This window comes from Thermostichus lividus PCC 6715 (assembly GCF_002754935.1).
In the GTDB taxonomy this organism is placed as follows: domain Bacteria; phylum Cyanobacteriota; class Cyanobacteriia; order Thermosynechococcales; family Thermosynechococcaceae; genus Thermosynechococcus; species Thermosynechococcus lividus.
The window spans coordinates 1,976,108-2,002,306 of record NZ_CP018092.1 but is presented as its reverse complement, the minus strand read 5'-3'; the positions used below and the strand labels follow the sequence as shown (position 1 = coordinate 2,002,306).

At 54.9% G+C, this 26,199-nt stretch carries 20 protein-coding genes, 1 tRNA gene and 1 pseudogene; 14 read left to right on the top strand and 8 right to left on the bottom strand.

What is annotated here, in order from left to right; genetic code table 11:
* Positions 1-12 precede the first annotated feature (12 nt).
* The 7 genes and pseudogenes from BRW62_RS09795 (at position 13) to BRW62_RS09770 (ending at position 8,207) form a co-directional block, all read left to right on the top strand.
* Entirely contained in the window at positions 13-2,064 is a 2,052-nt protein-coding gene (locus BRW62_RS09795; protein WP_099799276.1) for a putative PEP-binding protein, read from the top strand.
* 97 nt (positions 2,065-2,161) lie between these two features.
* A pseudogene (gene pheT, locus BRW62_RS15320) lies at positions 2,162-4,620 on the top strand (phenylalanine--tRNA ligase subunit beta).
* 9 nt (positions 4,621-4,629) lie between these two features.
* Complete coding sequence (bioB, locus tag BRW62_RS09785; RefSeq protein WP_198405994.1) at positions 4,630-5,646, top strand: biotin synthase BioB; 1,017 nt, start codon at positions 4,630-4,632, stop codon at positions 5,644-5,646.
* 167 nt (positions 5,647-5,813) lie between these two features.
* Positions 5,814-6,032, top strand: coding sequence for a DUF2949 domain-containing protein (locus BRW62_RS09780; RefSeq protein ID WP_099799274.1), 219 nt, complete (start codon positions 5,814-5,816; stop codon positions 6,030-6,032).
* Between the two features lie 546 nt (positions 6,033-6,578).
* A complete protein-coding gene (locus tag BRW62_RS13110; RefSeq protein ID WP_157768352.1) occupies positions 6,579-6,719 on the top strand; it encodes a hypothetical protein in 141 nt (46 codons plus the stop codon).
* A 164-nt stretch (positions 6,720-6,883) separates the two neighbouring features.
* Positions 6,884-7,186 (top strand): carbon dioxide-concentrating mechanism protein CcmK, encoded by a 303-nt coding sequence (locus BRW62_RS09775; RefSeq protein WP_099799273.1) that lies wholly within the window; start codon positions 6,884-6,886, stop codon positions 7,184-7,186.
* A 124-nt stretch (positions 7,187-7,310) separates the two neighbouring features.
* Positions 7,311-8,207, top strand: a complete 897-nt coding sequence (locus BRW62_RS09770) for a CoB--CoM heterodisulfide reductase iron-sulfur subunit B family protein (protein ID WP_099799272.1) — start codon at positions 7,311-7,313, stop codon at positions 8,205-8,207.
* A 6-nt stretch (positions 8,208-8,213) separates the two neighbouring features.
* On the opposite strand, the gene BRW62_RS09765 is transcribed toward BRW62_RS09770, so the two are convergent.
* Complete coding sequence (locus tag BRW62_RS09765) at positions 8,214-8,573, bottom strand: hypothetical protein (protein ID WP_099799271.1); 360 nt, start codon at positions 8,571-8,573, stop codon at positions 8,214-8,216.
* A gap of 289 nt (positions 8,574-8,862) precedes the next feature.
* Positions 8,863-12,849, bottom strand: coding sequence for a magnesium chelatase subunit H (locus BRW62_RS09760; RefSeq protein WP_099799270.1), 3,987 nt, complete (start codon positions 12,847-12,849; stop codon positions 8,863-8,865).
* Positions 12,850-13,151: 302 nt separating this feature from the next.
* Between BRW62_RS09760 and BRW62_RS09755 the strand changes: the two genes are divergently transcribed.
* The 3 genes from BRW62_RS09755 to BRW62_RS09745 all read left to right on the top strand — a co-directional run bounded on the left by BRW62_RS09755 (position 13,152) and on the right by BRW62_RS09745 (position 16,848).
* On the top strand, positions 13,152-16,085 hold the full coding sequence (locus tag BRW62_RS09755) for a CHASE2 domain-containing protein (protein ID WP_198405992.1): 2,934 nt from the start codon (positions 13,152-13,154) through the stop codon (positions 16,083-16,085).
* A 66-nt stretch (positions 16,086-16,151) separates the two neighbouring features.
* Positions 16,152-16,481 (top strand): hypothetical protein, encoded by a 330-nt coding sequence (locus BRW62_RS09750; RefSeq protein WP_198405991.1) that lies wholly within the window; start codon positions 16,152-16,154, stop codon positions 16,479-16,481.
* Positions 16,482-16,551: 70 nt separating this feature from the next.
* Positions 16,552-16,848 (top strand): YtxH domain-containing protein, encoded by a 297-nt coding sequence (locus BRW62_RS09745; RefSeq protein WP_237269092.1) that lies wholly within the window; start codon positions 16,552-16,554, stop codon positions 16,846-16,848.
* On the opposite strand, the gene BRW62_RS09740 is transcribed toward BRW62_RS09745, so the two are convergent.
* The 3 genes from BRW62_RS09740 to BRW62_RS09730 form a co-directional block, all read right to left on the bottom strand.
* Positions 16,837-17,601 carry an HAD family hydrolase gene (locus BRW62_RS09740; RefSeq protein ID WP_099799267.1) on the bottom strand — a complete coding sequence of 255 codons (765 nt, stop codon included), beginning with the start codon at positions 17,599-17,601 and terminating at the stop codon, positions 16,837-16,839. The two genes, BRW62_RS09745 and BRW62_RS09740, sit on opposite strands and share 12 nt — an antisense overlap.
* Before the next feature lie 20 nt (positions 17,602-17,621).
* Positions 17,622-17,693: transfer RNA gene (locus tag BRW62_RS09735), tRNA-Gln, on the bottom strand.
* Positions 17,694-17,766: 73 nt separating this feature from the next.
* Positions 17,767-18,783, bottom strand: a complete 1,017-nt coding sequence (locus BRW62_RS09730; protein ID WP_099799266.1) for a sulfate/molybdate ABC transporter ATP-binding protein — start codon at positions 18,781-18,783, stop codon at positions 17,767-17,769.
* 332 nt (positions 18,784-19,115) lie between these two features.
* Between BRW62_RS09730 and BRW62_RS09725 the strand changes: the two genes are divergently transcribed.
* Positions 19,116-19,337 carry a DUF4327 family protein gene (locus BRW62_RS09725; protein WP_099799917.1) on the top strand — a complete coding sequence of 74 codons (222 nt, stop codon included), beginning with the start codon at positions 19,116-19,118 and terminating at the stop codon, positions 19,335-19,337.
* 82 nt (positions 19,338-19,419) lie between these two features.
* On the opposite strand, the gene BRW62_RS09720 is transcribed toward BRW62_RS09725, so the two are convergent.
* Positions 19,420-19,788 carry a hypothetical protein gene (locus BRW62_RS09720; protein WP_099799265.1) on the bottom strand — a complete coding sequence of 123 codons (369 nt, stop codon included), beginning with the start codon at positions 19,786-19,788 and terminating at the stop codon, positions 19,420-19,422.
* Between the two features lie 62 nt (positions 19,789-19,850).
* A complete protein-coding gene (locus BRW62_RS09715; RefSeq protein ID WP_099799264.1) occupies positions 19,851-21,392 on the bottom strand; it encodes a bifunctional pantoate--beta-alanine ligase/(d)CMP kinase in 1,542 nt (513 codons plus the stop codon).
* A gap of 169 nt (positions 21,393-21,561) precedes the next feature.
* On the opposite strand from BRW62_RS09715, the gene clpS reads away from it, so the two are divergent.
* The 3 genes from clpS (at position 21,562) to BRW62_RS09700 (ending at position 25,525) form a co-directional block, all read left to right on the top strand.
* Positions 21,562-21,852 carry an ATP-dependent Clp protease adapter ClpS gene (gene clpS / locus BRW62_RS09710; protein WP_099799263.1) on the top strand — a complete coding sequence of 97 codons (291 nt, stop codon included), beginning with the start codon at positions 21,562-21,564 and terminating at the stop codon, positions 21,850-21,852.
* Between the two features lie 114 nt (positions 21,853-21,966).
* On the top strand, positions 21,967-23,682 hold the full coding sequence (locus tag BRW62_RS09705) for a diflavin flavoprotein (protein ID WP_099799262.1): 1,716 nt from the start codon (positions 21,967-21,969) through the stop codon (positions 23,680-23,682).
* Between the two features lie 109 nt (positions 23,683-23,791).
* Positions 23,792-25,525 carry a diflavin flavoprotein gene (locus BRW62_RS09700; RefSeq protein WP_099799261.1) on the top strand — a complete coding sequence of 578 codons (1,734 nt, stop codon included), beginning with the start codon at positions 23,792-23,794 and terminating at the stop codon, positions 25,523-25,525.
* On the opposite strand, the gene BRW62_RS09695 is transcribed toward BRW62_RS09700, so the two are convergent.
* The gene (locus BRW62_RS09695; protein WP_099799260.1) at positions 25,522-26,085 is read right to left on the bottom strand and encodes a J domain-containing protein; all 564 of its coding nucleotides are present in this window, start codon (positions 26,083-26,085) and stop codon (positions 25,522-25,524) included. The two genes, BRW62_RS09700 and BRW62_RS09695, sit on opposite strands and share 4 nt — an antisense overlap.
* Between the last annotated feature and the right edge of the window lie 114 nt (positions 26,086-26,199).

Genomic DNA, 26,199 nt, shown 5'->3' with positions numbered 1-26,199 from the left:
CCCGTTGCGCTTGTGCCCCTTCTGACACTGGAAACGCTCCAACGGTGTCCAGCCGAACTGCTTGCTCCTGCGCTAGCGTGCTTGCAGCGGGTACAGCAGTCGTGGCCGCCGCCGCATCCGGTGTGGGTGGTTCCCGCAACCCTATGGCACGAGGTACACCCCGCACTGGTGCCCCTATGGGAGCAAGCGAGTGAGCAGTGGCAGGCGACAGCGCCGAACCATACCACGCTGAAAGCCCTAGCCACAGAGATGAGCCAGCGCATCCCGCCCCTCGATGTGGGTGAGTTACCCGTAGTGTTTGAGGCGTGCCACCACTATTGGCAGCAGCAGGGGGGCGATCGCCATCTTGTAATAACTAGCTATCTGTGGCTAGACCACCACGACTTACCGTGGGGGATAGGCAGTGCCAGCGTGCTGACAAACCCCAGTATGCCCGTGGCTCACCATACCATCGAAGTGGCCTATCGCCAAGTGGTGCAGGCCAGAAACCTCTATACCTACTGGCAGCAAGGGTGGAACGTTAGCAATTTACGGGTGGCCGTATTAATCTATCCCCTAGCGACGGTGATGGCGTCGGGATGGTGGTGCAGCGCAACTGGCGGGACAGGGGTTGCCTATGAGGGGGTGCACTTACCGCACCACGGGCATCTACCGGGCAATGCTGGTGTATTGCCCACAGACTGGCAGACCTTGGTAGCGCAGTGCCCCATTACCGTGCAACCCTATCTGTGGCTCTGGCATCAGGCCTACAACCGTGTTTGGGTTGGTCAATGTTTGGCAGAACCCTATTCCCCTGAGCAACCGCCAGCCCCCCTTCAGCGAAGCATTGTGGGGGAAGGTATTCCCGCTGCCCCCGGCCAAGCCATTGCCCCTGCTTTGGTGATCACCGACCCCTGTGCCCCCAGTGCGGTTGTCGGGCGCATTTTGGTGACCAAAACTATTCCTCCCCATTGGCTGCCATTGGTGAGTGCGGCGGCGGGTATTATTTGCGAACAGGGAGGGCTAACCAGTCATGGAGCCATCTTAGCGCGGGAGTTGAGCCGCCCGGCAGTGGTGGGTGTCCCTAATGCCACGCAAACGATTGCATCGGGAACACTGCTGTTCCTTGATGGGAATAGTGGAGCCGTCTATCAGCTTCCGCCGCAACCCCTGCGGGCAGAGGTGACCGCTACAACCCAGCCCCAGCAGCCCCCCGCCCGAGGCGATCGCCTTCCCCTACAGATTTTGGTGAATGTGAGCCAAGTGAGTGCGCTGCGGGGACTGCGGAGTCTGCCCTGCGATGGCATTGGCCTAGTGCGCTCAGAGTTAATGCTGTTGAGTTTTCTGGATGGTCGTCATCCGTGTCACTGGTTGCAACAGGGGGACGCAGACGAATTACGCGATCGCTGGGTGCATCACCTAACCCAGTTAATGCGGGCGATCGCCCCGCGCCCAGTGTTTTACCGCACCTTAGACCTGCGTGCGGAAGACTATCGGCACCTGTTGGGGGGAGCCAGCTTTGAGTCAGAAAGCCATCCTGCCTTTGGCTTACGGGGGGTGAGTCGCTACCCCCACTTTGCCGAGTTATTCGATCTGGAACTGGAGGTGCTCGCCATTGCCCACCGCCTTGAGGACACGCCCCTACGGGTGATCTTACCCTTTGTTCGCAGTGTTAGCGAAGTGGCCTACTGTCAGGCTGCCTTGGCTCGTCACCACCTCACCCAAGCGCAGGGAATTGAATTGTGGGTGATGGCAGAGGTGCCCGCCATTTTATTTTTAATGAGCGACCTTGCGGCTTTGGGGATTAGCGGTATTACCATTGGCACCAATGACCTAACCCAACTGCTGCTGGGGGTTGATCGCGAGCGAGTCCTCCACGAGTTCAGTGAAGACCACCCTGCCGTCAAAGGGGCGATCGCCCAACTGATCCAGCAGGCAAAAGCACTGAAGTTGCGGTGCAGTTTGTGCGGTGAAGCCCTCATCCACCATAGAGACTGGTTACCATGGCTAGTAGAGCTAGGGCTAGATAGCATTTCCGTGAGTCCAGAGGCCGTGCTACAGGTGTGGGCACAGTTGACGAGGTAGGGGTAGCCTCTGGCGGCTTTGTGAGCCAACGGCTTGTGCGAGGTTGCCCCTGACGCTAGGCTGGACTATGGCATCGTATGAGTTTTTTGAGGATTCCATGCGCGTTTCCCTTCGCTGGTTACGGGAACTAGTCTCAACGGATCTGGAGGCCACAACCCTTGGCGATCGCCTGACGATGGCGGGGTTTGAAGTTGAAGAGATTGAAGATCGCCGCACGTGGGCTGAGGGAGTTGTGGTCGGTCATATTTTGCAGTGCGACCCTCACCCCAATGCCCAAAAGCTGCGAGTGTGCCAAGTGGATGTGGGGCAGGGGGAACCCAGTACCATCGTCTGTGGTGCTCCTAATGCGGCAGCAGGGCTGTACGTGCCGGTGGCGGTACCGGGCGCTTACCTTGCCAAAATCGACCTCAAGATTCGTCCGGCCAAACTGCGCGGGGTGTTGTCTCAAGGCATGATCTGCTCCTTAGCCGAATTGGGGTTAGCCAAGGAATCTGCAGGAATCCATACCTTTAGCGAGCCAGTGACCGTAGGGGCAGATGTGCGCCCTCTGTTAGGGCTTGACGATGTGATTTTGCATTTGACCTCAACAGCGAACCGTGCCGATGCCCTGAGTATGGTGGGGATTGCCCGTGAAGTGGCTGCCCTTACGGGTGCCCCCTTGAAGGTGGCCATTCCTGCGGCACCTCCGGCCAAAAAATCCCGTAGTAAACCGCCCTTCACCGTCAGTGTTGCGGATCCGCTAGCGTGCCCCGCCTATCGCGGTGTGCTGATGAGCGGTGTGCAGGTCGCCCCCTCACCCCCATGGTTGCAGCAGCGGCTGGAAGCGGCTGGTCTGCGCCCCATTAACAATGTGGTGGATATTACTAACTACATTCTTCTAAAGTGGGGGCAGCCGCTCCATGCCTTTGATTGGGATCGCCTCCGAACCATTGATCACAACAGCCCCCTCACGGTTGGCGTGCGCTTAGCCCACCCCGAGGAAACCCTGCAAACCCTTGATGGTCAATCCCGCCGCCTCACGGTGGAGAACCTCGTGATTACTGCTGGGGACGTGCCGATCGCCCTCGCAGGCGTGATGGGGGGGCAACAGACAGAGGTTCATGCGGGAACGCAACAGATTTTGCTGGAAGCGGCGCTCTTTAGCAGTGCGGTTGTGCGCAGGTCTGCCCGTGCCCAAGGGTTACGCACTGAAGCCTCTGCCCGGTACGAGCGCGGTGTCAACCCAGCAGAGCTAGAGGCCGCCAGCAACGAGGCGATCGCCCTGTTAGAGGAGCTTGCCCACGGTCGTGTTACCTTCACCACCCTGCTGGATCAGCGACCGCCCCTTGATCGCACCCTCACCCTGCGCCTTGAGCAAGTCCATCGCCTTTTGGGAGGGGTGCTGACCGCCGATAACTCGGAGATCGACGACTTGAGCGCCGAAACCGTGGAAGCCCTGCTCAGCGCCTTGGGCTTTACGCTGAGGCGGCAGCCCTCGCCAGAGGACGAATCTGTGGTGTGGTCAGTGACCGTGCCCCCTACCGGTTTCGGGATATTGAGCGGGAGGTGGATCTCATCGAAGAAGTTGCGCGGCTGTACGGCTACGATCGTTTTGAGGAAACCTTGCCGCCGCAATCACAGTTGGGCGCACTACCGCTGGATCTGCTGCTGCTGCGGGATCTACGAGCCGCCTTTCGCGGCGCTGGCTTAACGGAACTGATGCACTACTCGTGGGTTAAGGGCACTCACCCCCATCAGGTGACCGTTGTAAATCCATTGGTGGCTGAGTTTTCCTGCCTGCGTAGCGATTTAATAACCGGATTGGTACAGGCCTTTCGCTATAACCATGAGCAAGGCAATCCCCCCCTGAACGGGTTTGAGGTGGGTCGCGTCTTTGGCCAAGGGGAAGAGGGTCTCTGGGAGAGCGATCGCCTAGGGGGAATCATTGGTGGCGATCCGTGGCAGGGCAAGTGGGTGCGGCGCTCCCAACAGCCCCAACCTCTGTCGTGGTTTGAAGCCAAGGGTATTCTCGAAAGTGTATTTCAGCGGTTTGGCTTGGTGGTTGAGTACCAGAGCGATCGCCGCGATGAGCGGCTACACCCCGGACGCACAGCGTCTCTATCCCTAAATGGTGAGCACTTGGGCTTTTTTGGTCAATTGCATCCCCAGTTTGCCGCAACGTTAGAGCTACCCCATGCGGTCTATGTATTTGAACTGGAACTAGAGGTACTGCTCGCACCGCTGGTCGATCGCTTCGGCCATGAAACCTTCCAACCGTTTTCTACCTATCCCGCCAGCGATCGCGATCTAGCCTTTTTTGCCCCTGCGGATCTCACCGTTGGCGAACTCCGCCGTACCCTGTGGAAAGCCGCAGGTGGACGCTCCTCGCTCCTAGAGTCGGTGGAACTGTTTGATGAATATGCTGGGGTTGGGGTTCCGCCAGGACAGCGCAGCCTAGCGTTTCGGCTGACCTACCGTGCCCCGGATCGCACCCTCACCGAGGCCGAAGTGAATGAACTCCACCAAAAACTCCGCGACAGCCTAGTTGAGAAATACGCCGTAACCTTACGTAGCTAGAGGATGACGATGACTGCAGCCGTACCCCTCACCGATCGTTGGCAAGCCATGGCAGATCTTGCCCTTGCGGGTGACCTTCTCAGCCGTGATCAAGCCCGCGCCGTTCTGCGTGCCCCTGATACGGAGCTACTGGCGCAATTGGCAGCGGCCTATCGGGTGCGGCATTACTATTGGGGCAACCGGGTGCGGCTTCACTACCTGCTGAATGCCCAGAGTGGCCTGTGTCCCGAAGATTGCCACTACTGCTCCCAATCTAAAATCTCCACCGCTGAGATTGAAAAGTATCCTCTGCTCTCCCAAGAAAAGATTTTGGCGGCGGCTGAGCGGGCGGCGGCACTGAAGGCGGGCACCTTTTGCATGGTCATTTCGGGGCGATCGCCCAGCGAAAAAGTCTTTGAGCAGGTACTTGCGGCAGTAAAAGCGGTAAAGGAACGCTACGATCTCAAAATTTGCGCCTGTTTAGGCTTACTCTCGGCAACCCAAACCCAGCAGTTAGCCGCAGCGGGGGTGGACCGGGTGAACCATAACCTGAACACCTCACCGAACTACCACAGCGAGATTTGTACCACCCATACCTTTGGCGATCGCGCCCAGACCCTCAACCATATTAAGGCAGCGGGGATTACCACCTGCTCCGGCGGCATCCTCGGTATGGGGGAATCCGATGAGGATGTGATAGATTTAGCCCTTGCTCTGCGGCAGATGGAGGTTACCAGTGTGCCGGTGAATTTCTTAATCCCCATTGCCGGTACCCCCTTTGCGGCACACGATCATCTCACGCCGCGTCAATGTTTACGAATTCTTACACTTTTTCGCTTTTTGTTGCCTCACCAAGAGATTCGCATTGCCGGGGGTCGCGAGGTGCACCTACGCTCCCTACAGCCCCTTGGCCTGTATGCCGCTAACTCCATCTTTGTGGGGGACTATTTAACAACGGCGGGGCAGGCACCCCATCAAGACTGGCAGATGATTGCCGATGCTGGCTTTGTCCTAGAAGATGCTGAAGGCCGCGCGATCGCCCCTTAAAATCCTCCTGTTGGGGGATGCGCTTCCTTGATGGTTCCATCACACTAGCATCCAAGAGCCAAGACGGCCTTGGGGCTGGCGACAGTACTCAGCAACGTGTAACATTCTACAATGCATTTGTAACGAAATGTTGCATTTTCTCAGATTCCTCCTTAGCATAGAGAGGAATGTGGTACTTAATAGACATTATGAAAAAGCCACGTTGGACACAGCTTATTGATTTTCTGCAGCGGGAGATGGCACTGCCCACCTCTGCCATTAACTTTGGCCTCAAGCAGTGCGATGAGAAAGTCAACCTGTTGCCAGTGGTACTGTGGCAGTATGGCCTAGTCAGCCTTGAGCAGTTGGATCGCATTTTCGAGTGGATGGAGGCTAGCCACAGCTAGTTTTGCCTGCTGTGACACTTTGGCAAGAAGTTGCCATAGGCTGCTCTGCCTAGCTCTGAGTACTCCTTCCATTAGCTTTTCGGTAGCGAAACAGCAGATTAGATTCGCGACTCCACCCTTGTTTAGAGTATGCCGCAAGCTCCGAGGGATCTGCCGAATGGCTTGGATACCCCATTGATGCGTTGGATCCCTCGGAGTCCCTCAGGAAGCGGCTTTGAAGATTTTATACTATGTCGTATAAAAAACATTGCTTGCTTGCAACGGGGATCCCTCGGAATAGGGGGTTGCAGTTCGCTCAGGGAGCGGCTAGTATAGGGGTACTCCTTCCTCTTCATGGGGAAGGCGATCGAATGGAAACATGAACTCGTCCTCACTTTTGTACACGGTGTGGTACCCCCTTCCTCTTCATGGGGAAGGCGATCGAATGGAAACTGGTGCATAGCCCCTCCCTGTATTAGTACACCAATACACCTTCCTCTTCATGGGGAAGGCGATCGAATGGAAACTTAATTAATAAGGGAATAAAGATACTTGCAGGGAGCTAGTATGCGCTTTACGGTTCTGACTGTAGCTGTCGTGGTATCCTTAGTCGCCCTCTATGCTTGGGGCGGCAGTTGGCTTCGGAACCTTGGCACCTTGGGTGTTCTCACGCTCTACTGGTTTGCTGCCTTTCAGCCTAAGTCTTGACCTGCTGGCACCTTAATGATTATCTTTTGCCATAAACAACCTTCCTCATAAGACGGCTGTGCAACTTCGAGCAGGGGGTAGATTTCTGTCGCCTCCTCGTTAGCATTGCCTTGGAACAGATTAGAATCGCAGCCGAAGGTGCTAGCTCTTAGGGATAGGGTGTCATGAGCCAACAAGCCGTAGGAATGATTCAGGTCATGGGATACCCAGCAGCACTTGCGGTTGCTGACACCTTGGTGAAAGCAGCTAATGTACAACTGGTGAGTTGTGAAGGGATTGGAAGTGGCTACTGGACGCTGGTGATTCGTGGCGCAGTTGCGGAGGTCAATGCAGCAGTTCAGGCGGTGCGATCGCACTCGCAGCCACCGATTCTGTCTCACCAAATTATTGCGCAGCCCCAATCCAACCTAGAGCAAGTGCTGCCCATTCGCTCTCCCCACGCTCCCCTTGACGATTTTCTTCTGTAGCAGAGGCAGGATGATCTTCTGCTCGATATTGGCCTCATTGCGCTTGACATCCTCCCCGCCGCAAGCGGACGGGGTTTTCCGCTCACATTCGATAAACTAAGAGTACCTGCTAGGGATGCTGTCGATGACCACTCTTCGCTATGCCTATTATCCGGGCTGTGTGGCTCAAGGGGCTTGCCGCGAGTTAGATCTTGCCACCCGGGCGATCGCCCCCCGCTTAGATATAGAACTCATTGAACTGAAACAGGCAGCGTGTTGTGGCTCAGGCACCTTTAAGGAAAATTCATGGTTGTTAGAAGACACGGTGAATGCCCGCAATATTGCCCTTGCTGAAGCGTTGGAATTGCCATTATTAACCCATTGCAGTACCTGCCAAGGAGTCATTGGGCATGTGGATGAACGCCTAAAAGAGTTCCAGCGCGATCGCCCCGACTATGTAAATAGCATCAACCAACTGTTAGAGGCAGAAGGTTGCCATCCCTACCGTGGCACCACTGAAGTCAAACATTTGCTGTGGGCAATCATTGGTGATGTGGGGTTAGAGCAATTGCGCTTACGGGTCACTCGTCCCCTAACCAACCTACGCTGTGCTGCTTTTTATGGCTGCTATTTGCTTCGCGCCCAGCGCACCCTTCCCTTCGATCATCCGACTCACCCCAGTTCCCTAGAGAATGTCTTTGATGCCCTTGGGGCAACTGCCGTTGAGTATTCAGGGCGTACCCAATGTTGTGGCTGGCCAATCTCTAGCTATGCAACTCCCGCCGCCTTTCGGATGGCAGCACAACGCCTCCAAGGGGCGATCGCCGCTGGGGCAGATTGCATTGTTACCCCCTGCCCCCTATGCCACCTGAACTTAGATTCCCGGCAGCCAGAAATTGAACACCTCATTGGCGAAAAACTAAACTTGCCAATTTTACATCTACCCCAATTAATTGGCTTAGCCTTGGGGTTGGCTCCTCACCTCTTAGGTTTATCAAAACACGTCGTTTCGGTAGAACCAGTCCTAGCAAAGCTGGCGTAGATTCAGCTAATGGGTATGACGCGATAATAATTGCTCTTCTAAGGCAGCAATTTGATTGTACGCCGCTGTGAGTTGTGCCGTTAACCGCTGGATTTGTACCTCGGCACTCAAGGGGCGATCGCCACTCAGATAGCGGCTGTGGCTATAGTCATCATCCACTAAAATATCCTTATGTTCGGGCATAACCCCAGGGGCACGAGCCGGCACAGTTCCCCTCACCACCTGCTCATTGGCAGCACCGGCAGCAGCTTTGATTCGCCCCTCAGCTAGCGCTTGGGAAACTTTTTGGTTCAGTTGTTCAACAATCTGGTATAAGGCATCGATTTTGTTGCTGAGCACCAATATCTGCTTATGTAGTAAATCCACGGGACACGTCCTCTTGCTGTGGAGTGCAACAGTCATCAACCCAACCTCGCATTTCCCTCAAGCAAACCACTTGAGTTAGCCGTTACCCCAACCAGACGATGCACGAGAGAATTACTCTATCCGTTGGCTGTCAAGATGCGCCTAGTAATTAGCGTTGGATATTCTATTCCCACAGTAGAGAAGATCAATAATAGACTGCAACTTTTTCAACAAGACTTAAGGGTGAATAAACTTTTGTAAATATTACTCACCACCAACATAAAAAAGGGGGAATACCCCCCCATCCCTGCTACTCCACCCCTTCGATCTTGTCCTCTACCTCTTGGTAAAGCTGGCGCAGTAACTCCAGATTCGCTTCACTGGTATCCCAGTAGCCACGACCATTCAGTTCAAGGAACGTACTCACCATCTTGCGGAAAGAGTGGGGGTTCGTATTCAACAACCGCTGCCGCATCTCAGCATCAAGGATAAAGGTGGCATTGGCCTCTTCGTAAACCCAGTTATCCACCGCCCCCGCCGTGGCCGACCAGCCCATCGTATTGACCAGCCGCTTCGAGATTTCTCGTACCCCCTCGTAACCATGGGAGAGCATTCCCTCGTACCATTTCGGGTTCAAGAGTTTAGTGCGGCTGTCTAAACGCACAGTTTCCGAAAGGGTACGCACTTGGGCATTAGCTGTTGTTGTATCGGCAATGTAGGACTTAGGCTGCTTGCCGTCCCCTCGCAGTGAGCCGACCAGTTTGGTGGGGTCTGAGTCAAAATAGTGGCTCACATCCGTCAGGCTAATTTCGGCAGAGTCCAAGTTCTGGAAGGTGACATCAACGGTTTTGAGGGCAGTCTCAAACAGGTCTCGCGCCTGAACCATCGCTCCCGGTGAATCTGCAGAAAACGCAAAGGACTTGCGCGACAGATACATCTCCTGTAGCTCCGATTCTTGCTCCCAAGAACTATTTTCAACCGCAAGATTCACGTTAGCAGCATAGGAACCAGAGGCATTGGTGAACACCCGGGTGGCAGCTTGGCGCAGGTCAAGCCCCAATTCTGCAGCCTGTTGCAGGGCATGTTTGCGGATAAAATTCAGTTCCGTTGGCTCATCGGCTTCTGCTGCCATCTTCACGGCACGGTCAATGAGCGCCATCTGGTTAATGAACAGATCCCGAAATACCCCAGAGCAGTTCACGACAACATCAATCCGGGGACGACCCAGCTCCTCTAGGGGAATTAGCTCCACTTTATTGACGCGGCCCAAGGAATCTGGCAAAGGCCGTGCCCCCACTAACCACAGCACCTGCGCGAGGGATTCACCGTAGGTTTTAATGTTGTCCGTTCCCCACAGCACCATGGCAATGCTTTCGGGCCATTGGCCGTTGTTCTCGGCTTTTTGCCGTGCCAAGAGGCGATCCACCACCACTTTGGCAGATTGAATGGCGGCAGCGGTGGGAATGGCTTGAGGGTCAAGGGCATGGATATTTTTGCCGGTGGGCAACACATCGGGATTGCGAATGGGATCGCCGCCAGGCCCGGGGAGAATGTATTCCCCTTCGAGGGCTTGTAGGAGTGCCCCCAGTTCATTGTCCGCAACAATTTGCTGCAAACAGAACTCGAGGTATTCCATCAGGGGTTTAAGGGAGCCTACATCGATGTGGGGATAGCCCGATCCATGGAGGCTTTCAATCCACGGCGCTTTGCGCCCCATATTAAAGAAGTTCAGCTTCGAGACTTTCGACACGCGGCCATCGGCATCGGCTTGGGCTTGTACCAGTGCGGTGACGGCTGCCCGGGTGGCTTGGTTAATCTGCTGCAATAGTTCCACATCGGCGAGAACACCGCGATCGCTCCCGCGATAAATGTCATCAATATCGCGCCCCAAGCTTTCGGCAATCAGACGCGGGAGGCTCTTGATTTCCTCTTCAGGGCGATCCAAGCTGGCAATATTGACTAAGGTAGCCACGGCCTCTTCGGTGCTCGGTGGCTGACCAATGACGTGCAGACCACAGGGCAGCAGCCGACTTTCAATCTCCATTAACTTGATATAGACCTTGCCAACGAGGGTATCGCGCTCTTCGGCAGTGAGGTTGGCTGCATCCTGATCCGGTAGCGCCACATCCTGATCTAAATTGACCAAGCGGCATTTATCCATGATCGTATTCACGATTTGTACCCCGCGCCCGCTATCTTTGAGGCTTTGGTAAGAGCCAATGAGATCGCTGAGTTCCCGCAACCCTTTATACAAACCAGCATTTTCGGCGGGAGGCGTTAAATAGCTAATGGTGTTGGCGTAGCTGCGTCGCTTGGCAATGGTGGCCTCTGATGGGTTATTGGCGGCGTAGTAGTAGAGGTTGGGAATACTGCCAATTAAGTTATCGGGATAGCACTCGCCCGACATCCCCATCTGTTTGCCGGGCATGAATTCAAGGGAGCCGTGGGTGCCAAAGTGCAGCACCGCATCTGCTTTCCAGATGTGGTTTAAGAATGTGTAGTAGGCTGCAAAGCCATGGTGGGGACTGGCGGAGCGCGAAAAGAGTAGCCGCATGGGATCCCCTTCGTAGCCAAAGGTGGGCTGCACCCCAATGAAAACGTTGCCGTAGGCTTTGCCATAGATCAAGAGGTTTTGGCCATCGCTGTTGAGATGCCCAGGGGGTTTACCCCAGTTCTCTTCTAGGCGTTTGGCGTAGGGGGTGAGCCGCTCGTATTCCGCTACACTCATGCGGTAGGCAATATTGAGTTCGGGGCTGCCCACTTGGGCGCGGGCATCGTGAAGCACCTCCTGCATGAGGGCTTCGGCATTTTCAGGTAGCTCCGGTAGGTCGTAGCCGTTATTTTTCAGGGCTTCCATAACCTTGTAGATGGAGCCAAAGACATCGAGGTAGGCAGCTGTACCAACATTCCCCTTATCTGGTGGGAAGCTAAAAATGGTGATCGCTATTTTTTTATTGACTTTGGGTTTGCGGCGTAGGTTAACCCACTTCAGGGCACGCTGGACAATCATTTCTACCCGATCCTGTAGGGCGATCGCCTTGCCCGTCACGCCATCGCGGCCAGAGAGGATAATCGGTTCAATGGCACCATCCAGTTCCGGTAGGGCAATTTGCAAGGCCACTTGGATAGGATGCAACCCCAGATCGCTATCTTCCCACTCCTCTGTGGTTTGAAAGACCAAGGGCAGCGCTACCATGTAGGGGCGATTGAGTTTTTTCAGGGCGGCAACGGCTTTGCCATGATCCTGCTTGGCAGGGCCACCGACAAGGGCAAACCCCGTCAGGGAGACCACCGTATCGACAATGGGCTTCTCTGGCTGTAGGGGGTCGTAGAAGAATTTCTCGAGGGGGGTGGAAAAATCCAGTCCACCGGAGAAGACGGGGATCACCCGTGCTCCTTGGGACTCAAATTCTTGGACAATGGCGACGTAGTGGGCATCATCGCCGGTGACAAGGTGGGTGCGCTGCAGCAGTAGGCCAATGGTGGGCACCAAGGGATCCTTGAGGTCGTTGCCAATGTCGCCACGGCTGTTGAACCAGTTCAGGTATTCCTTCAGATCTTCAAACATCTGAGGGGCAAGGGGATGCCAAATGCCTGTATCCGGATAGGTGACCGGTTCTTGATAGTTGAGGGTATGACTGCTGTCTAACTGTCCTTTGAAGACGTAGCGATCGCCCAGCATCAGGAGGAAGTTTTGTAGGTTTTCGGGGGAGCCTCCCAGCCAGTACTGGAAGCTGAGCATGAAGTTGCGCGCATCTTGGGCTTTGTCGATGGGCAAATACTTTAGTACCTGTGGCAGGGTGCGCAATAGCTTGAGCATGGCATCTTGGAAGCCTGCTCCGGACTTCTCTTTGCGCTTTTTCATGAAGTTGGCAATCACGCTCTTGGATTGGCCGATCTGCGCTAAGGAAAAGCTGCCCATTTTGTTGAGGCGCATTACCTGTGGCAGGGAGGGAAACACCACGGCCACATCGAGGCGATCGCGGTAGGGCTGAACCGCTGCCACCACCTTGTCAGCTAGATCCTCAATAAAAATCAATGACGCAATAAATACATTCGCCCGCGCCACATCTTCACAAAAAGCCGCGTAGTTCTCGGAATTCCGCAGTTCTTCGAGGAGATAACCACTAATTTCAATGGCAACGTGGGGATGATTGTCGTTAATGCTGCGCACGGCTGCCGAAAGGGCACTTTGATACTGCGCTTCAAGTACCACATACACCACTCGCAAGAGCGATCGCCCCTTTAGCGCCGCTGGTGCGATATGCCGAATCGTGGACTTGACGTGGGTGAACATGCGTTCGGACTCCTTGTAACAACCGATAACAAACCCAAGAAGCGGGATGTACCTCTTGTGGTTGTAGCAGAAAATCAAGCTGTAGAGAGACTTTGCGCTGCTTCAGTAACAAATTGCAAAGTTTTACTGCCTAGGTATTAAAACTTATTACATCCCTTGACAAGAGCTTGCTGTTTGTGAATTTGCCAAAGCTAGAGGTGTGGTTCACTATAGGAAGCAACGTTAGTGCCCGGCCACGGCTTGGGCAGCAGCGATCGAGTTTGGTGTTGAGTATGGTGCCTTCGCCACAGCAACAGAGGTTGATGCCGTATTTTGCAGCTGGTATCGCGGCGGCGATCGCCACGGTGGGAGTGGTGGGGTTACAGGCACTGACCCTACTAGAGCCGCTGGAACTCAGGGTGTATGATCAATGGCTGCGCTGGCGACCCGCCACAGCCTCTGCTGATCGAATGTTGATTGTGGCTATTGGCGAAGAGGATATTCAAGCCCTGAAGCAATATCCTGTCCCTGACGAGGTACTGATCCAAGCCGTGGCAGAGTTACAGAAGCACCGCCCCAAGGTCATTGGGATTGACATTTTTCGGGACTTCCCCGTGCCGGATCGCTTTCGCCCCTCCACCCAGACCTTGCCATCCCTAGGGCGAGCAATGATGACCCAACCCAACACCGTCATTGTCTGTAAAGTGGGTCAAGGGGCTGAGCCGGATATTGCTCCCCCCGCTGGACTCTTGCCAAACCAAATTGGCTTTGCGGATATTCCGGTGGATAGTGATGGTGTCGTGCGCCGTGCCATTCTGGCCACCACTCCAGAGGCCAAGGCTCGCTGTCATACACCGCAGTCCTTTGCCCTTGCCCTCGCCAGCATTTTTCTGGGGACAGCCCCCCAACGTCGCGGTAAGGATGGCTTGGCGTTGGGGACGGCTCGCTTTCAGGCACTGACCCCTAACTGGGGAGGCTACAGCAACCTAGATGCAGCGGGTTTTCAGATCCTCATTAACTATGGAACTAGCCCACGCACCTACAAAACCGTGAGTCTCACAGATGTCTTGAGCGAGCGGGTGTTGCCCTCCCAAGTGCGCGATCGCGCCGTACTGATTGGGGTGACCGGCAGTAGCAGCAACGATAAGCTCCTAACGCCCCTTAGCCAACCTGAGCAGGGAAATCGCTTCACGGCTGGGGTGGTGGTGCAAGCCGCTATTTTAGACGACCTTTTAGCTGCTGCCCTTGACAATCGCCCTCCCCTCTGGACATGGCCGCAAGGGGCGATCGCCCTGTGGATTTTTGGCTGGTCACTCGTGGGGGCGCTGATTGTCCTCAAAGGTCAGCGCTGGCTGGTTCTGCCCCTCTTTGTGACTGCTGGGGTTGGCCTAGGGGGTCTCACCTTTTTGCTATTTTTACAATCCGGCTGGATTCCTCTGGTCGCACCAGAACTGGGGTTTGTCAGTGCTGGGGTTTTGATGCTGGCGTACCGCGCCTTGGCCGTTTCCCCTTCTCAACGCTCGCGATCGCCCTCGACGGATGAACCAATGTCTGTTCCCCCCTTCGCATTGGTTAATGACCGCCCCTCCACCGCTCCCCAAGCCTTGTCTGAAGCGGCAGCTGATTCCCTCCTGATGGCGGATAACAACACAGATGTTGCTCCCGATGCCAATGCGACCGTTGTGCAACCGGACACCTGCATTCCCTTTACCCCTGTTCCCCAAGCCGCTGAAACCACCGTCAACCCAGATTTGACCGCTGCTGAGCCAGCGAGTCGCGAAACACTCTTGACCCCTGTTGTGGATGAGGTACCCATTACCGAGATTCCCAGTGCCGCCAGCATGGCCACTAACCCTACGGACATGGAAACCTTTCTCGTTGTAGAGCCTACAGACCCAGAAAGTGTGCCCACTGCCATCCAAGATGTCATCCCAGAGACCCAACTCACCCTAGACCCTTCAGACACAGCGTTGACCGCTGCAAGCAAGCTCACTGCCGCAACCTCAACAACTCCCTTAGAAACCCAGCTAGAGCTACCCGAGCATCCCGTGTCAGCCCCCTCAGCAGCAGAGTTACCAGAAACCCAAGTATCACTGCCAGAGCCGCTGCCTCCAACTTCTGCCCCAACCACGACTCGGTGGTTTACTGAGGTACCGGACACCCAAGTCGTTGTCCCCGAGGAGGGATCTGCCGTCAGCACTGATGTTGCCGTTGACAGCAGTTCCAGTGATTTCCTGTCGCCAACCCTAGTCAGCGAGGTAGCGGTCAACCTTGATCCAGATGCGGTGGACACTCAGTTGGGAGTTGTAGCCACGCCAGCCACCCTAGAGCCGGTTGCCGCACCGGATACCACCGACACCCTTGCACCCCCTAGCACTTGCCCGTCTCCAGTCCCCAAAACCACGGTGGTTACGGATATTGAAGCGGCGGCAACCGAGTCCCTGCCCCACATTTTGGGGGGGCGCTACCAAGTGCTCAGCCAGTTGGGGGAAGGCGGATTTGGACGGACATTCTTAGCCGCAGACCAGCATTTGCCCGATCATCCGATCTGTGTGATTAAACAGTTAGTGCCCTCCCGCAAGGATGAGCGGTTTCTGGCCATTGCCCGCCGCTTGTTTCAGCGCGAAGCCAAAGCACTTGCCCAGCTAGGACAGCACCCGCGCATTCCTCGGCTGTTGGCTTACTTTGAGGAGGAGGGGGTGTTTTACCTCACTCAAGAGTACGTGGAGGGGGAATCGCTCAAGGAAGAGTTTGAAAAAAAATTAACTCTGTCCCAAGCAGAGGCGATCGCCATCCTCAGAAGTATTCTTGAGCTACTCGAGTACGTGCATCAGTTAGGGGTAATTCACCGCGATATTAAACCCGCCAACATCATGCGCCGCCGCAGTGATCAACAACTATTTCTCATTGATTTTGGTGCGGTGCGCCACGTTCAACCGGAGGATCTACAAAAGCACGGCAAATATACAATCTCGATTGGCACCCGTGGGTACGCCCCCAGCGAACAGATGGCGGGTCGGCCAGTCATTGCCAGTGACCTCTACTCCTTGGGAATGGTGATTATTGAAGGCTTAACGGGGTTAGCACCCATGGATCTGCCCAATGATCCGACCACAGGGGATGTGGTGTGGGAGCCTGGGACGCATCTTGCACCAGCGTTTGTGGCTATTTTGAACCGCATGGTTCGGTACAATTTCCGCGATCGCTACCAGAGCGCCGCAGAGGTGTTAGCCGCTTTGGCAGCCGCGGGTCTCTAGATTCGCGGGCTAGTTGCCCCTACACTTGTGGCAATCTATGAAAAGATGAACCAGTAGTTGAAGGCAATGATGATACCCTCCACCGGCATGGTCTGGATTGTTGTTGGTTGTAATTGCCTGATTGCGATCATTGCCCTTTGGGTGGCTTGGCAATTGGTGAAACTGCGGCAGACGTTGCGGGGGGTTGCCCGGGCGCTGTTGGATGCCGAGCGCAGTACCCATGGCGTATTGGGGGGAGCGCCACAGGTCATTATGATTGGTCAGCGTGGGGTCGCGGGGTTGCGATCGCAACTGCCCCGCTGGGGACGGCAGCAGCGTAATGTCCGCCTGTTTTTAACCTTGATAAGCTGGATAAGTCGGTATAGTACCCCGTGGCTACGGCAACGAAGGAGATAACCATGGCAAATCAGCAAGGAAGTGGCGGTGCCTTTTTGGGGGGCTGCTTCTGGGGGGGGCAATTGGCACAGTGGTTGGTCTGCTGGTTGCCCCGCGCTCTGGCAAGGAAACGCGACAACTGTTGAAAAAATCTGCCGATGCTCTGCCGGAGCTATTGGAGGACATTAGCAGCAGTTTTGAACAGCACCGCGATCGCCTCTCGGAAACCACCCAAGAGCGTTGGCAGGCCACCCTCGATCGCCTCAAAGAAGCGATCGCCGTCGGCATTGAAGTCACTCAGCAGCAGCGCCAAGCCTTTAGCCGCGAAGCCAATGGCATGGCACTGAGCGATCTCGATGAGGAAAATTCTGGGGATCTACGGCGTTAAGAGGGCACAAAATTCGCCCAAGGTTAACGGCTGAATGCGGGGGTGCGCCTGCGCCTGTTGGCAATCGTCTGCGGTTGTGTAGCCCCACGTGGCCAAAAAAAGGCGAGTGGATACCAACTCTGGGGTAGCAGCGACCTCTAGGAGCGCCCCCAAACGATCCTCCACAAACCACAGTGGTGTACCGTAGGCTGCTTGCAGTTGCAAAAGAATCATCGGCTTGGGCTGCTGTTGCTCCTTGCCGTAGATAGCCGTAGCCGGAACAATGATCCCCGCCTGCTCTAGCAAATAGGTCACAAAGCGCTGTTCTTTGGTGGTCACAATGGCCATCGCATGGCCTTGGGCTTGCCAGCGCTGCACAGCGGCCACCACTCCATCATAAAAGTCATGGAGCATCAACCAGTGTTGCCAGTCGTTGCGGATCCACTCATCCCGCAGCCCATCGACCCGCTGCCCCAGATCCGCTGCACTAAGGTGATAGGTGTGAAGAAGGCGATCGCGCACCTGGGGCCAATGGGTGCTGATCTCCGCAGTGGGGATTTCCTCAAGGATGGCTCGCAACAGAACTGGCATTTCCCAGCCCACCGTAATCACAGGCCGCAGTTGGTAAAATTGCTGCTCTAGGTCAGCAAGGGCAACATCAGAGGTCTGCCATACCTGTTGATACACCCGCCAACTGGTTTGAAAATACTCCCGCAGGCCATTACAGAGGACTCCGTCAAAGTCTAGAGCCAGCAGACTCGGCAAGACATCCATACCTTCGGATCAAAAAGGAACTGGGGCGGGAGGATTCGAACCCCCGAATGGCGGGACCAAAACCCGCTGCCTTACCGCTTGGCGACACCCCATTGCATCGCTTTGTTAGCATAGCAAGTTTGGCGCAATTTGTTCAAGCGATCGCTCCACTTTTCTCAGGCCGCCCTAAATACTGTAGTAGAGCGGAAACGACTTTGCTTCCTTCAGTTTAATAAACACCTGCTGCTGTGGCTCTAGGGTGAGATCATCAAATCGCTCTCGCGATAAGTGCGCCATTAACTCCTGCCCATCGTCTAGGCGTAATTCCACTTGAATTTCCCAGCCCAGATGAATAATGCGACTAATGCGCGCAGGCACGGTGTTGCCATTGGGGCGAGTTTCAATGAGAATGTCGCGGGGGCGCAGAAAAATATCGCAGTGCGGCGCACTATGATTACTTTGCTCAAAGATGCGGGAGGTGCTGCGCAGAACATTCACCGGCCCAATAAAGCTCATGACAAAGGGACTCGCAGGGTGATCATAAATCTCAGCCGGCGTGCCTACCTGCTCCACTTGGCCTTTGTTCATCACCACAATCTGATCGGCAACCTCCATCGCCTCTTCTTGGTCGTGGGTGACAAATACCGTGGTGACATGGACATCATCGTGGAGGTGGCGCAACCATGCCCGTAGTTCTTTGCGAACCTTGGCATCGAGGGCACCAAAGGGTTCATCCAGCAACAGGACTTTGGGTTCTACTGCTAACGCCCGCGCTAAGGCCACCCGCTGCCGCTGCCCACCGGATAGCTGGGAGGGATAGCGATCGCCCAACCCAGCAAGCTGAACGAGATCCAGTAGCTCCTCAACCCGAGCTTTGATTTTAGCAGCAGGCACTTTGCGCAGCTCAAGGCCAAAGGCGACATTTTGGCGCACGGTCATGTGCTTAAACAGGGCATAGTGCTGAAATACAAAACCAATGTTGCGCTCCTGCACACTCTGGTAGGTGGCATCTTTGCCGGTGAGGAGAATACGTCCTGTATCCGGCATTTCTAAGCCAGCAATGAGCCGTAGCAGCGTTGACTTGCCGGAGCCTGAAGGCCCAAGTAAGGCCACCAGTGAACCGCTGGCAATTTCTAGATCCACCTGTTTGACCGCTTGAAAGGTACCAAACGACTTAGAAACATTGTCAATGGTGATGCCCATCGCTGTCCTGCTGCTAGCTATACTCTAGTTTCTCTATAAGATTACCGTAGTTTTTATACGATAGCGTCCTCGGCACCCTCAATTTGCCTGACGACCGTCAAAAGACTGGTTGAGGCGTGGCTGTGGCCAAGAGACAATGTCGCCACTAGTGAGATGTGCCCCCAGCATTTGGGTTGGGGAGTATGTCAAGTCAAGACCCCCTGACCTAGGAAACATTTGTTATTATGGCGAATAGTTCCCTAGAGCAAAAATAAGAATGGTTCAGTATTGCAGACTACAGTTTGCTAATTCTGAATCTACTGCTAGGGTTTCTTCCGCCAAACGAGGATGTTATGGTTCAATCCCTTCAATACTCCATCGAGCTAGTTCAAGACGAAGCCCGTCAACTGGTGGCCAAGGGAGTGGTCAGTCGTCAGCAGCCTATCTATACCCTCTGCCAGTATGTACCAGTTCGGGAGTGGCCTCTCATTGAGAAGGAGCTAGAACGTTGCGACTTTATGCTGCGAGATCGCATCGGTGATCTGATTGGTCGTGAGTGCTGGGATAACGATTAAACTTTGGTAACCTACCCCGCCGCGTCGGGGGGTAGGCAATTCCACAAAACTAGGCCAACTGTTGTCTAGAGCGAACCTAGGGTTAGGGTGCAGGCGAGTTTTGTTCCTGCTGCAGATCGTGGCGAACAGCCCTCAAGGTTTCGATTAAAAGCTTAATATCAGCTTCTATGGCCTTAGTCTGAGCAGAGCTGGTCGGTTGGGGCGTAGAGGCTGCTGTTTGTTGGGTTACAAATGACTCAATTAACCTGCGAGCTTCTGCTTCAGTAACTCGCCCCTTTTCAGCCCAAAGACTGGCCAGTTGGCGAAGATCGAGGCGCAGTTGGGCAAGATTTTCTTGGCGCTTGGCTTCATCTTGCAGCGACTCAACAGCAGCGGTGACTGCCCCAATACCAGCATAATAGGCTTGCTGTAGCAGTTCTAGGGGATTGCGATCCATGGTGTTGTGAGACATCTCCCAAAAAGGGGCATATGAAAGTATCTTCCTGACACTGTAAGGGAAGATTGCTCTGAGGATCAAGCCTGCGGATAGCGACTGCGGTAAAGGTGAACAATTTTGTCAATGACATCGGCAATACTCAAGTTGTCGGTACACACTTCGATGGCATCCGCTGCTTTGCGAAAGGGCGCACAGGCACGCTGCTGATCAGCGGTGTCCCGCTCAATTATTTGCTGTAGCAAGTCTTCGTAGGTGATCTCCTGTTGTCCCTGCTCCTGTAGTTCCTGCCAGCGACGCTTTGCCCGTTCCTGGGAGGAAGCAGTGAGGAAAATTTTCACGCCCGCCTCCGGAAAGACATGGGTGCCAATATCCCGTCCTTCGGCAGCTACCCCCCCCTGAGCGCCCATCTGCCGCTGTTGCTGTACCATCAGGCGGCGGACTCCTGGCAGGGCAGCCACCTGTGAGACCCGCTGGGTGACCTCAAGGGAGCGAATGGCTGCTGTGATGTCTTGGTCATTGAGCCATACTTGGGAGGGTTGATTGGGATCGCGGCTGTCTAAGCGAATCCGACACTGGGCAACTGCTTCAACAACGGCCACTTCATCCGTGAGATCAATGTGATGCTGCAAACACCACCATGTGGCAGCACGGTACATTGCACCCGTATCTAGATATTGCAGTCCTAAGGCATGGGCCGCTTGCCGAGTGACGGTGGATTTGCCTGCACCAGCGGGGCCGTCAATGGCTAAAATCCCAAGGCGACGGTCTAACAAACAGTTATCAATAAGCCGGGTGTTGCCTACCCAAGCGGCGATCGCCAGCAAGCCAACGGTATCCACCTGCTCTAAAGGCGCCAGCGTATCTGGGTGTACCAGTTCGGCATAGTCCAGACGCAGATCAGGAAACTGTTGCAAATGGCTTGTCACCTGCTGTCGCAGAATAGCCGCCGTAACACAGCCGTTGCGAAACGCCTGAGTTGCTAGTTGTAAGGCTTGGCTCAGAGCCAATGCTGTGGCGCGTTCTCTCTCACTGAGGTACTGATTCCGAGAACTGAGGGCGAGGCCATCGCTATCGCGCACAATTGGGCAGGCAATAATTTCCACATCAAGGTTTAAGTCAGCGACACAGCGGCGGATGATGGCCAATTGCTGGGCATCCTTTTGGCCAAAGTAGGCGCGATCGGGTTGGATAATATGCAATAGCTTCAGAACAACTGTGGCAACGCCGCGAAAATGGCCGGGGCGAGAACGACCACACAAGCCGCTGGTTAACTGTTTTGGGGGGTCAACGGTTGTCAATCCGTCCAAGCCATGGGGGTAGAGTTCATGAACACTAGGGGTAAACACAATATCCACACCCAAGTCACGGCATAGTTGCAGATCCGCTGTCAGTGACCGCGGGTAGCGCTCTAGGTCTTCGTGGGGGGCAAACTGAAGTGGGTTGATAAAGATACTCACAACTACCACATCACAGTCTTGGCGTGCCCGCTCAATGAGGGATTGATGCCCACGGTGCAGTGCCCCCATGGTTGGCACAAAGCCAATGGTTCTGGGAGGAGTCAGATGGCTCAGTGCTGTTTGCAAGCCAACAATCGTGTTCACATGATGAAAGGTACCCATAGGTTCATCACTGGTTCACAGCAGGCGATCGCCAAAACATTCTCCATCCTAGTCCAGATTGGTCACGCTAATCATTTGACTAAAATTGCTGTCAGAAACAAATCTCTTTCTGTTGCGGAACGGCTTGAGCTACACTAGGGGGTAACAGTGCTGAATTCGTATCTAGCCTATGCCTACTGTCTTACCGCAAGAGCGCCAATCACAGCAGGTGATTCGCAAGCACTACCCCAATTACAAAATCATTGTTCTTAACGATGACTTCAATACGTTTCAACATGTGGCTGCGTGCTTAATGAAGTACATTCCCAACATGACGAGCGATCGCGCTTGGGAGTTAACCAACCAAGTTCACTACGATGGCCAAGCAATTGTTTGGGTTGGGCCGCAAGAGCAGGCGGAACTCTACCATGAGCAGTTGTTGCGGGCTGGGTTGACCATGGCTCCCCTCGAGCCGGACTAACACAATCATTACGATTGGTGAACTTGATTATTAGTCCTATTAGAAACTCTAAAGCCATTAACCTTTTTTAATATGTCAGGATAATAGGTAGTTTCAGAGGTTGAGGAACTGCCTATGATCGCCACTACAGCTAAGCGTCCGGCGCGATTGACGCTTCAGGTGTTGGACATCGCCGCTGACACAACAGCCATTCGCTGTCTAGACTGGGATCGCGATCGCTTTGATATTGAGTTCGCCCTTGAAAATGGCACGACCTACAATTCTTTTTTGATTCAGGGGCAGGAGATTGCCCTTGTGGATACTTCCCATGCCAAGTTTGGCGATCGCTACCTTGAGCAACTGTGGCAATTGGTGAACCCTAGGGATCTAACCTATCTCATCGTTAGCCACACCGAGCCGGATCACAGTGGCCTCGTCAAGGCGGTCTTAGCTAAAGCGCCCCACGTCACCGTTGTGGCCTCTAAGGTGGCGCTGCAATTTCTGGCGGATCTCATTCATCAACCCTTTAGCCAACGGCAAGTCAAAAATGGCGATCGCCTTGATCTGGGCAACGGGCACGTCTTGGAATTTGTCATGGCACCAAACCTCCACTGGCCGGATACTATCCTCACCTTTGACCACGGCACCCAAACTCTGTTTACCTGTGACGTATTTGGTGCCCACTACTGCAATGATGACCCCTACGATAGTGAACCAGAATTGCTGGCGCCGGACTTCAAGTTTTACTACGACTGCCTTATGGGGCCGAATGCCCGCTCGGTTCTGTCAGCCTTTAAGCGCTTGGAACCCCTACCAGCGATTCAGCAAGTGGCAACGGGGCACGGTCCATTTCTCAAACACCATCTGTCCCGCTGGTTAGAGAATTACCGCACGTGGAGCCAAGAGCAGGCCAAGGCAGCCACCACTGTCGCCATTTTCTATGCAGGGGGGTACGGCTATGCCAATGCCCTAGTAGAGGCCATTGAGCGCGGTGCCGCCAAAACCGGTGTGGTGGTGGAAACCATGGATGTGCTAACAGTAGAACCCCAAGACGTGCGAGAACTTGCCGAGATTGCCGCTGGGATGATTATCGGCACCCCTCCCACCACGGCTGCTGCCAAAACCGCACTGAGTACAATTCGTGCCGCAGCCCATGCCAAGCAAGCCATTGGCGTGTTCGAGAGTGGGGTGCCTGATGCCGAGCCAGCCTATCCGCTCCTGAATCAGTTCCGGGATGCGGGGTTGACCCCAGCATTTCCCGTGATTCGCGTCAGCGCTGCCCCCACCGATGCCCTGCTGCAGGAAGCCGAAGAAGCCGGAACGGATATGGGGCAATGGCTACTGCGCGATCGCACCGTTAAGCAAATGAAAGCCCTTGACACCGACCTAGACAAAGCCTTGGGGCGCCTTAGCGGTGGCCTGTACATTATCACCGCCCAAAAGGGCCCCATCAACAGTGCCATGCTGGCCTCATGGGTATCCCAAGCCAGTACCGAACCCTTGGGCGTTTCCATCGCTGTCGCCAAGGATCGCGCCATTGAGTCGTTCCTGCATGTGGGGGATACCTTTGTGCTCAATGTTCTTGAAGACGAGAACTACCAGCCCTTGATGCGGCATTTCCTCAAACGCTTTCCCCCCGGCGCCGATCGCTTTGCCCACATCAAAACCTACGCTGCCGCTAACGGCAGTCCCATTTTGGCAGATGCCCTTGCCTACCTCGAATGTACTGTGGCGAGTCGGTTAGATGCCCACGATCACTGGATTGTCTATAGCACCGTGGATAGTGGGCGGGTCTCGAAGCCCGATGGCCTCACGGCGGTTCACCATCGCAAGGTGGGGAATCACTACTAGGTCGTCTTAAGCTCTGACTCAACCTCAGGATTTTTTCTGCTTAGGCCATGATTGGCTGCTGTGCCAGTCCACGCCGAGGATAACCTTGCTGCTCTTAGGAGAGTGTCTGATGCTAACCGAAACTCGACCCCGCGATGTCCAGGTGGCAGAACTTGTGCCACGGGTGCTGGTGTTGCGATCGCGAACATGGGAGCGGCTCAAATTTGAAGTGGAGTACGGTCGTCAGCAGGGAACCACCTCCAACTCCTATCTGCTCAAGGCGGCGCAGCCCACCCTTTTGGATCCGCCGGGTGAATCCTTTAGTCAGTTATACCTCAAGGAGCTGGCACAGCAAATTGATCTGCGCCAACTGCGCTATCTGATTCTCAGCCACGTCAACTCCAATCGCTTAGTGACGGTGAAGGCATTGCTCGAGCGTGCGCCCCAGATGACGTTGGTCTGCTCCAAAGCAGGCGCTGTGACCCTACGAGCCGCCCTTGGCGATCAACTACAGCTTTGGATTCCCCGTAGTGATACGCCCCTCGATGTGGGGGACGGGTGGCAACTGGAGTTTATCGCCGCCGCCACTCCCCGCTGGCCCGATGGCCTGATTACCGTTGACCGCCAGCATCACATTGTCTTTACCGACAAGCTCTTTGGCGCCCATGTGTGCAGCGATAGCCTTTACGATGAACAGTGGAAAAAACTCGATGAAGACCGCGCCTACTATTTTGAGTGCCTGCACGCAGCCCAACCTCGCCAAGTAGAAAGTATTCTGGATCGGATCGCGGAACTCACGCCACCGCCACACCTCTACGCACCAGCCCATGGCCCGATAGTCAAGTTTAGCCGTAGTCGCCTCTTTCAGGACTACCGCGACTGGTGTCATGCCCAAACAGAGCAGGAAACAACGGTGGCACTCTTTTATGCCTCTGCCTACGGCAATACCGCCATTTTAGCCAATGCCATTGCCCAAGGCTTAACCGCAGCGGGGGTACAGGTGGCTGCCATTAACTGTGAGACGACACCACCTGCGGAAATGCAAGCCCTGATCCACAGTAGCGATGGCTTTATTGTTGGCTCACCCACCCTTGGCGGGCATATGCCCACGCAGGTGCAAACAGCCCTAGGCTTTATTCTGGCCGAAGGCAATAAAACCAAGTTAGCGGGAGTCTTTGGCTCCTATGGCTGGAGTGGGGAAGCGATTGATGATATTGAGCAAAAGCTCTTGGATGCTGGCTATACCCTTGGCTTTGAAACCCTACGGGTGAAGTTTACCCCCACCGCAGCAGATCTCGAAAAGTGCCAAGCGGCGGCTCAGGAGTTTGCCCAAGCCCTGAAAAAACTACGGAAATCCCGCACCGTCCTTCAGCCCAGCCTTGTAGAAGCACAGGTGAATCGCACGGCACAGGCAGTGAATCGGGTGGTTGGTTCTTTGTGTATTCTCACGACGTTGCCGGAGGGTTGCACCTACATGACCCAAGCGGCGGCCATTCTGGTGTCGTCGGTCTCCCAAGCCTCTTTTAACCCCCCCGGCGTAACGGTGTCCCTGCCGCAGCAGTGGGCAGACAGTCTCTGCCTTGTGGGCGATCGCTTTGTTTTGAATATTCTCAAGGAAGGGAGTCCCCTTGTCCGCCAGTTCCAGCAGGCGCAACGGCTGGGGGAACAGCAACTGGCCACCTTAGGCTTGAAAAGTGCTAGCAGTGGTGCCCCCATTCTACTGGATGCCCTCGCCTACATTGAATGCACCGTCGAATCCCGCATGAAGTGTGGCGATCACTGGCTCATCTACGCTGTTGTCGATAGTGGGGAACTGCTGCAAACAACTGGCCTGACCGCTATTCAGCACCGTAAAACCAGTTAGGTGCTGGGGGCTTTGCCGTAGAGGCGATCAAGGGTACGAAAATCCTTTTCTGCTTCCTGCCAGAGGCTGCGGTTGTCGGGATCTGCTTTTAAGGCGCGGTGTAGATAGTCCCGGGCAGTTTGAGGTTGGCGATCGCGAATGAGTTGCCGTGCCCAGCACTGATAGGTGACCGCTTGCCACTGCCGTACTTCCGCATCTTGCGGTAAACGGCTTGCTAACCCCTCCACTAGGGTCAGCGCACGACCATAACAGCGGTACTTCAGAAATTCCTGTAGTTGGCGATAGCTGGCGTGCTTGAGCTCGATTTCAAAGGCAGTGATTGGTGATGCTGGCGCTGGTTCTGGGGCAGTGGCTTTCGGAGCTGGCTGAAAGGTGGGCAGCACGCGTGTGAGTTTCTCGTAAGCTTGTTGCAGCAGAATAAACTTATCGTGGGCAGAGCGATCGCCCGGATTAACATCGGGATGATAGCGGCGTGCCAATCGCCTGTAGGCAGACTTCACCTGTGCTAAGGAGGCTCCTTCTGGGAGTTCCAGCACCCGATAGCAGTCTGCTAAATTCATTGGAACCCACGGGACAACGCAACCTTTTAAGCATTGTGCAATGTTTAGATTGCCCCTGCAAGTAGCAGATGAACCTAGAAAGTCCGGCAGTTTTTTTGAGCTTCACCCAGCCTT

What these genes read in the sequence shown, in the direction of transcription:
- BRW62_RS09750 (WP_198405991.1), top strand. Translation starts at nt 16,152, where the DNA reads ATGATGATACCCTCCACCGGCATGGTCTGGATTGTTGTTGGTTGTAAT.
- BRW62_RS09740 (WP_099799267.1), bottom strand. Translation starts at nt 17,601, where the DNA reads ATGGATGTCTTGCCGAGTCTGCTGGCTCTAGACTTTGACGGAGTCCTC.
- BRW62_RS09715 (WP_099799264.1), bottom strand. Translation starts at nt 21,392, where the DNA reads ATGGGTACCTTTCATCATGTGAACACGATTGTTGGCTTGCAAACAGCA.
- BRW62_RS09760 (WP_099799270.1), bottom strand. Translation starts at nt 12,849, where the DNA reads ATGTTCACCCACGTCAAGTCCACGATTCGGCATATCGCACCAGCGGCG.
- clpS (WP_099799263.1), top strand. Translation starts at nt 21,562, where the DNA reads ATGCCTACTGTCTTACCGCAAGAGCGCCAATCACAGCAGGTGATTCGC.
- BRW62_RS09755 (WP_198405992.1), top strand. Translation starts at nt 13,152, where the DNA reads ATGCCGTATTTTGCAGCTGGTATCGCGGCGGCGATCGCCACGGTGGGA.
- BRW62_RS09705 (WP_099799262.1), top strand. Translation starts at nt 21,967, where the DNA reads ATGATCGCCACTACAGCTAAGCGTCCGGCGCGATTGACGCTTCAGGTG.
- BRW62_RS09730 (WP_099799266.1), bottom strand. Translation starts at nt 18,783, where the DNA reads ATGGGCATCACCATTGACAATGTTTCTAAGTCGTTTGGTACCTTTCAA.
- BRW62_RS09695 (WP_099799260.1), bottom strand. Translation starts at nt 26,085, where the DNA reads ATGAATTTAGCAGACTGCTATCGGGTGCTGGAACTCCCAGAAGGAGCC.
- BRW62_RS09725 (WP_099799917.1), top strand. Translation starts at nt 19,116, where the DNA reads ATGGTTCAATCCCTTCAATACTCCATCGAGCTAGTTCAAGACGAAGCC.
- BRW62_RS09700 (WP_099799261.1), top strand. Translation starts at nt 23,792, where the DNA reads ATGCTAACCGAAACTCGACCCCGCGATGTCCAGGTGGCAGAACTTGTG.
- bioB (WP_198405994.1), top strand. Translation starts at nt 4,630, where the DNA reads ATGACTGCAGCCGTACCCCTCACCGATCGTTGGCAAGCCATGGCAGAT.
- BRW62_RS09780 (WP_099799274.1), top strand. Translation starts at nt 5,814, where the DNA reads ATGTGGTACTTAATAGACATTATGAAAAAGCCACGTTGGACACAGCTT.
- BRW62_RS09720 (WP_099799265.1), bottom strand. Translation starts at nt 19,788, where the DNA reads ATGTCTCACAACACCATGGATCGCAATCCCCTAGAACTGCTACAGCAA.
- BRW62_RS09775 (WP_099799273.1), top strand. Translation starts at nt 6,884, where the DNA reads ATGAGCCAACAAGCCGTAGGAATGATTCAGGTCATGGGATACCCAGCA.
- BRW62_RS13110 (WP_157768352.1), top strand. Translation starts at nt 6,579, where the DNA reads ATGCGCTTTACGGTTCTGACTGTAGCTGTCGTGGTATCCTTAGTCGCC.
- BRW62_RS09770 (WP_099799272.1), top strand. Translation starts at nt 7,311, where the DNA reads ATGACCACTCTTCGCTATGCCTATTATCCGGGCTGTGTGGCTCAAGGG.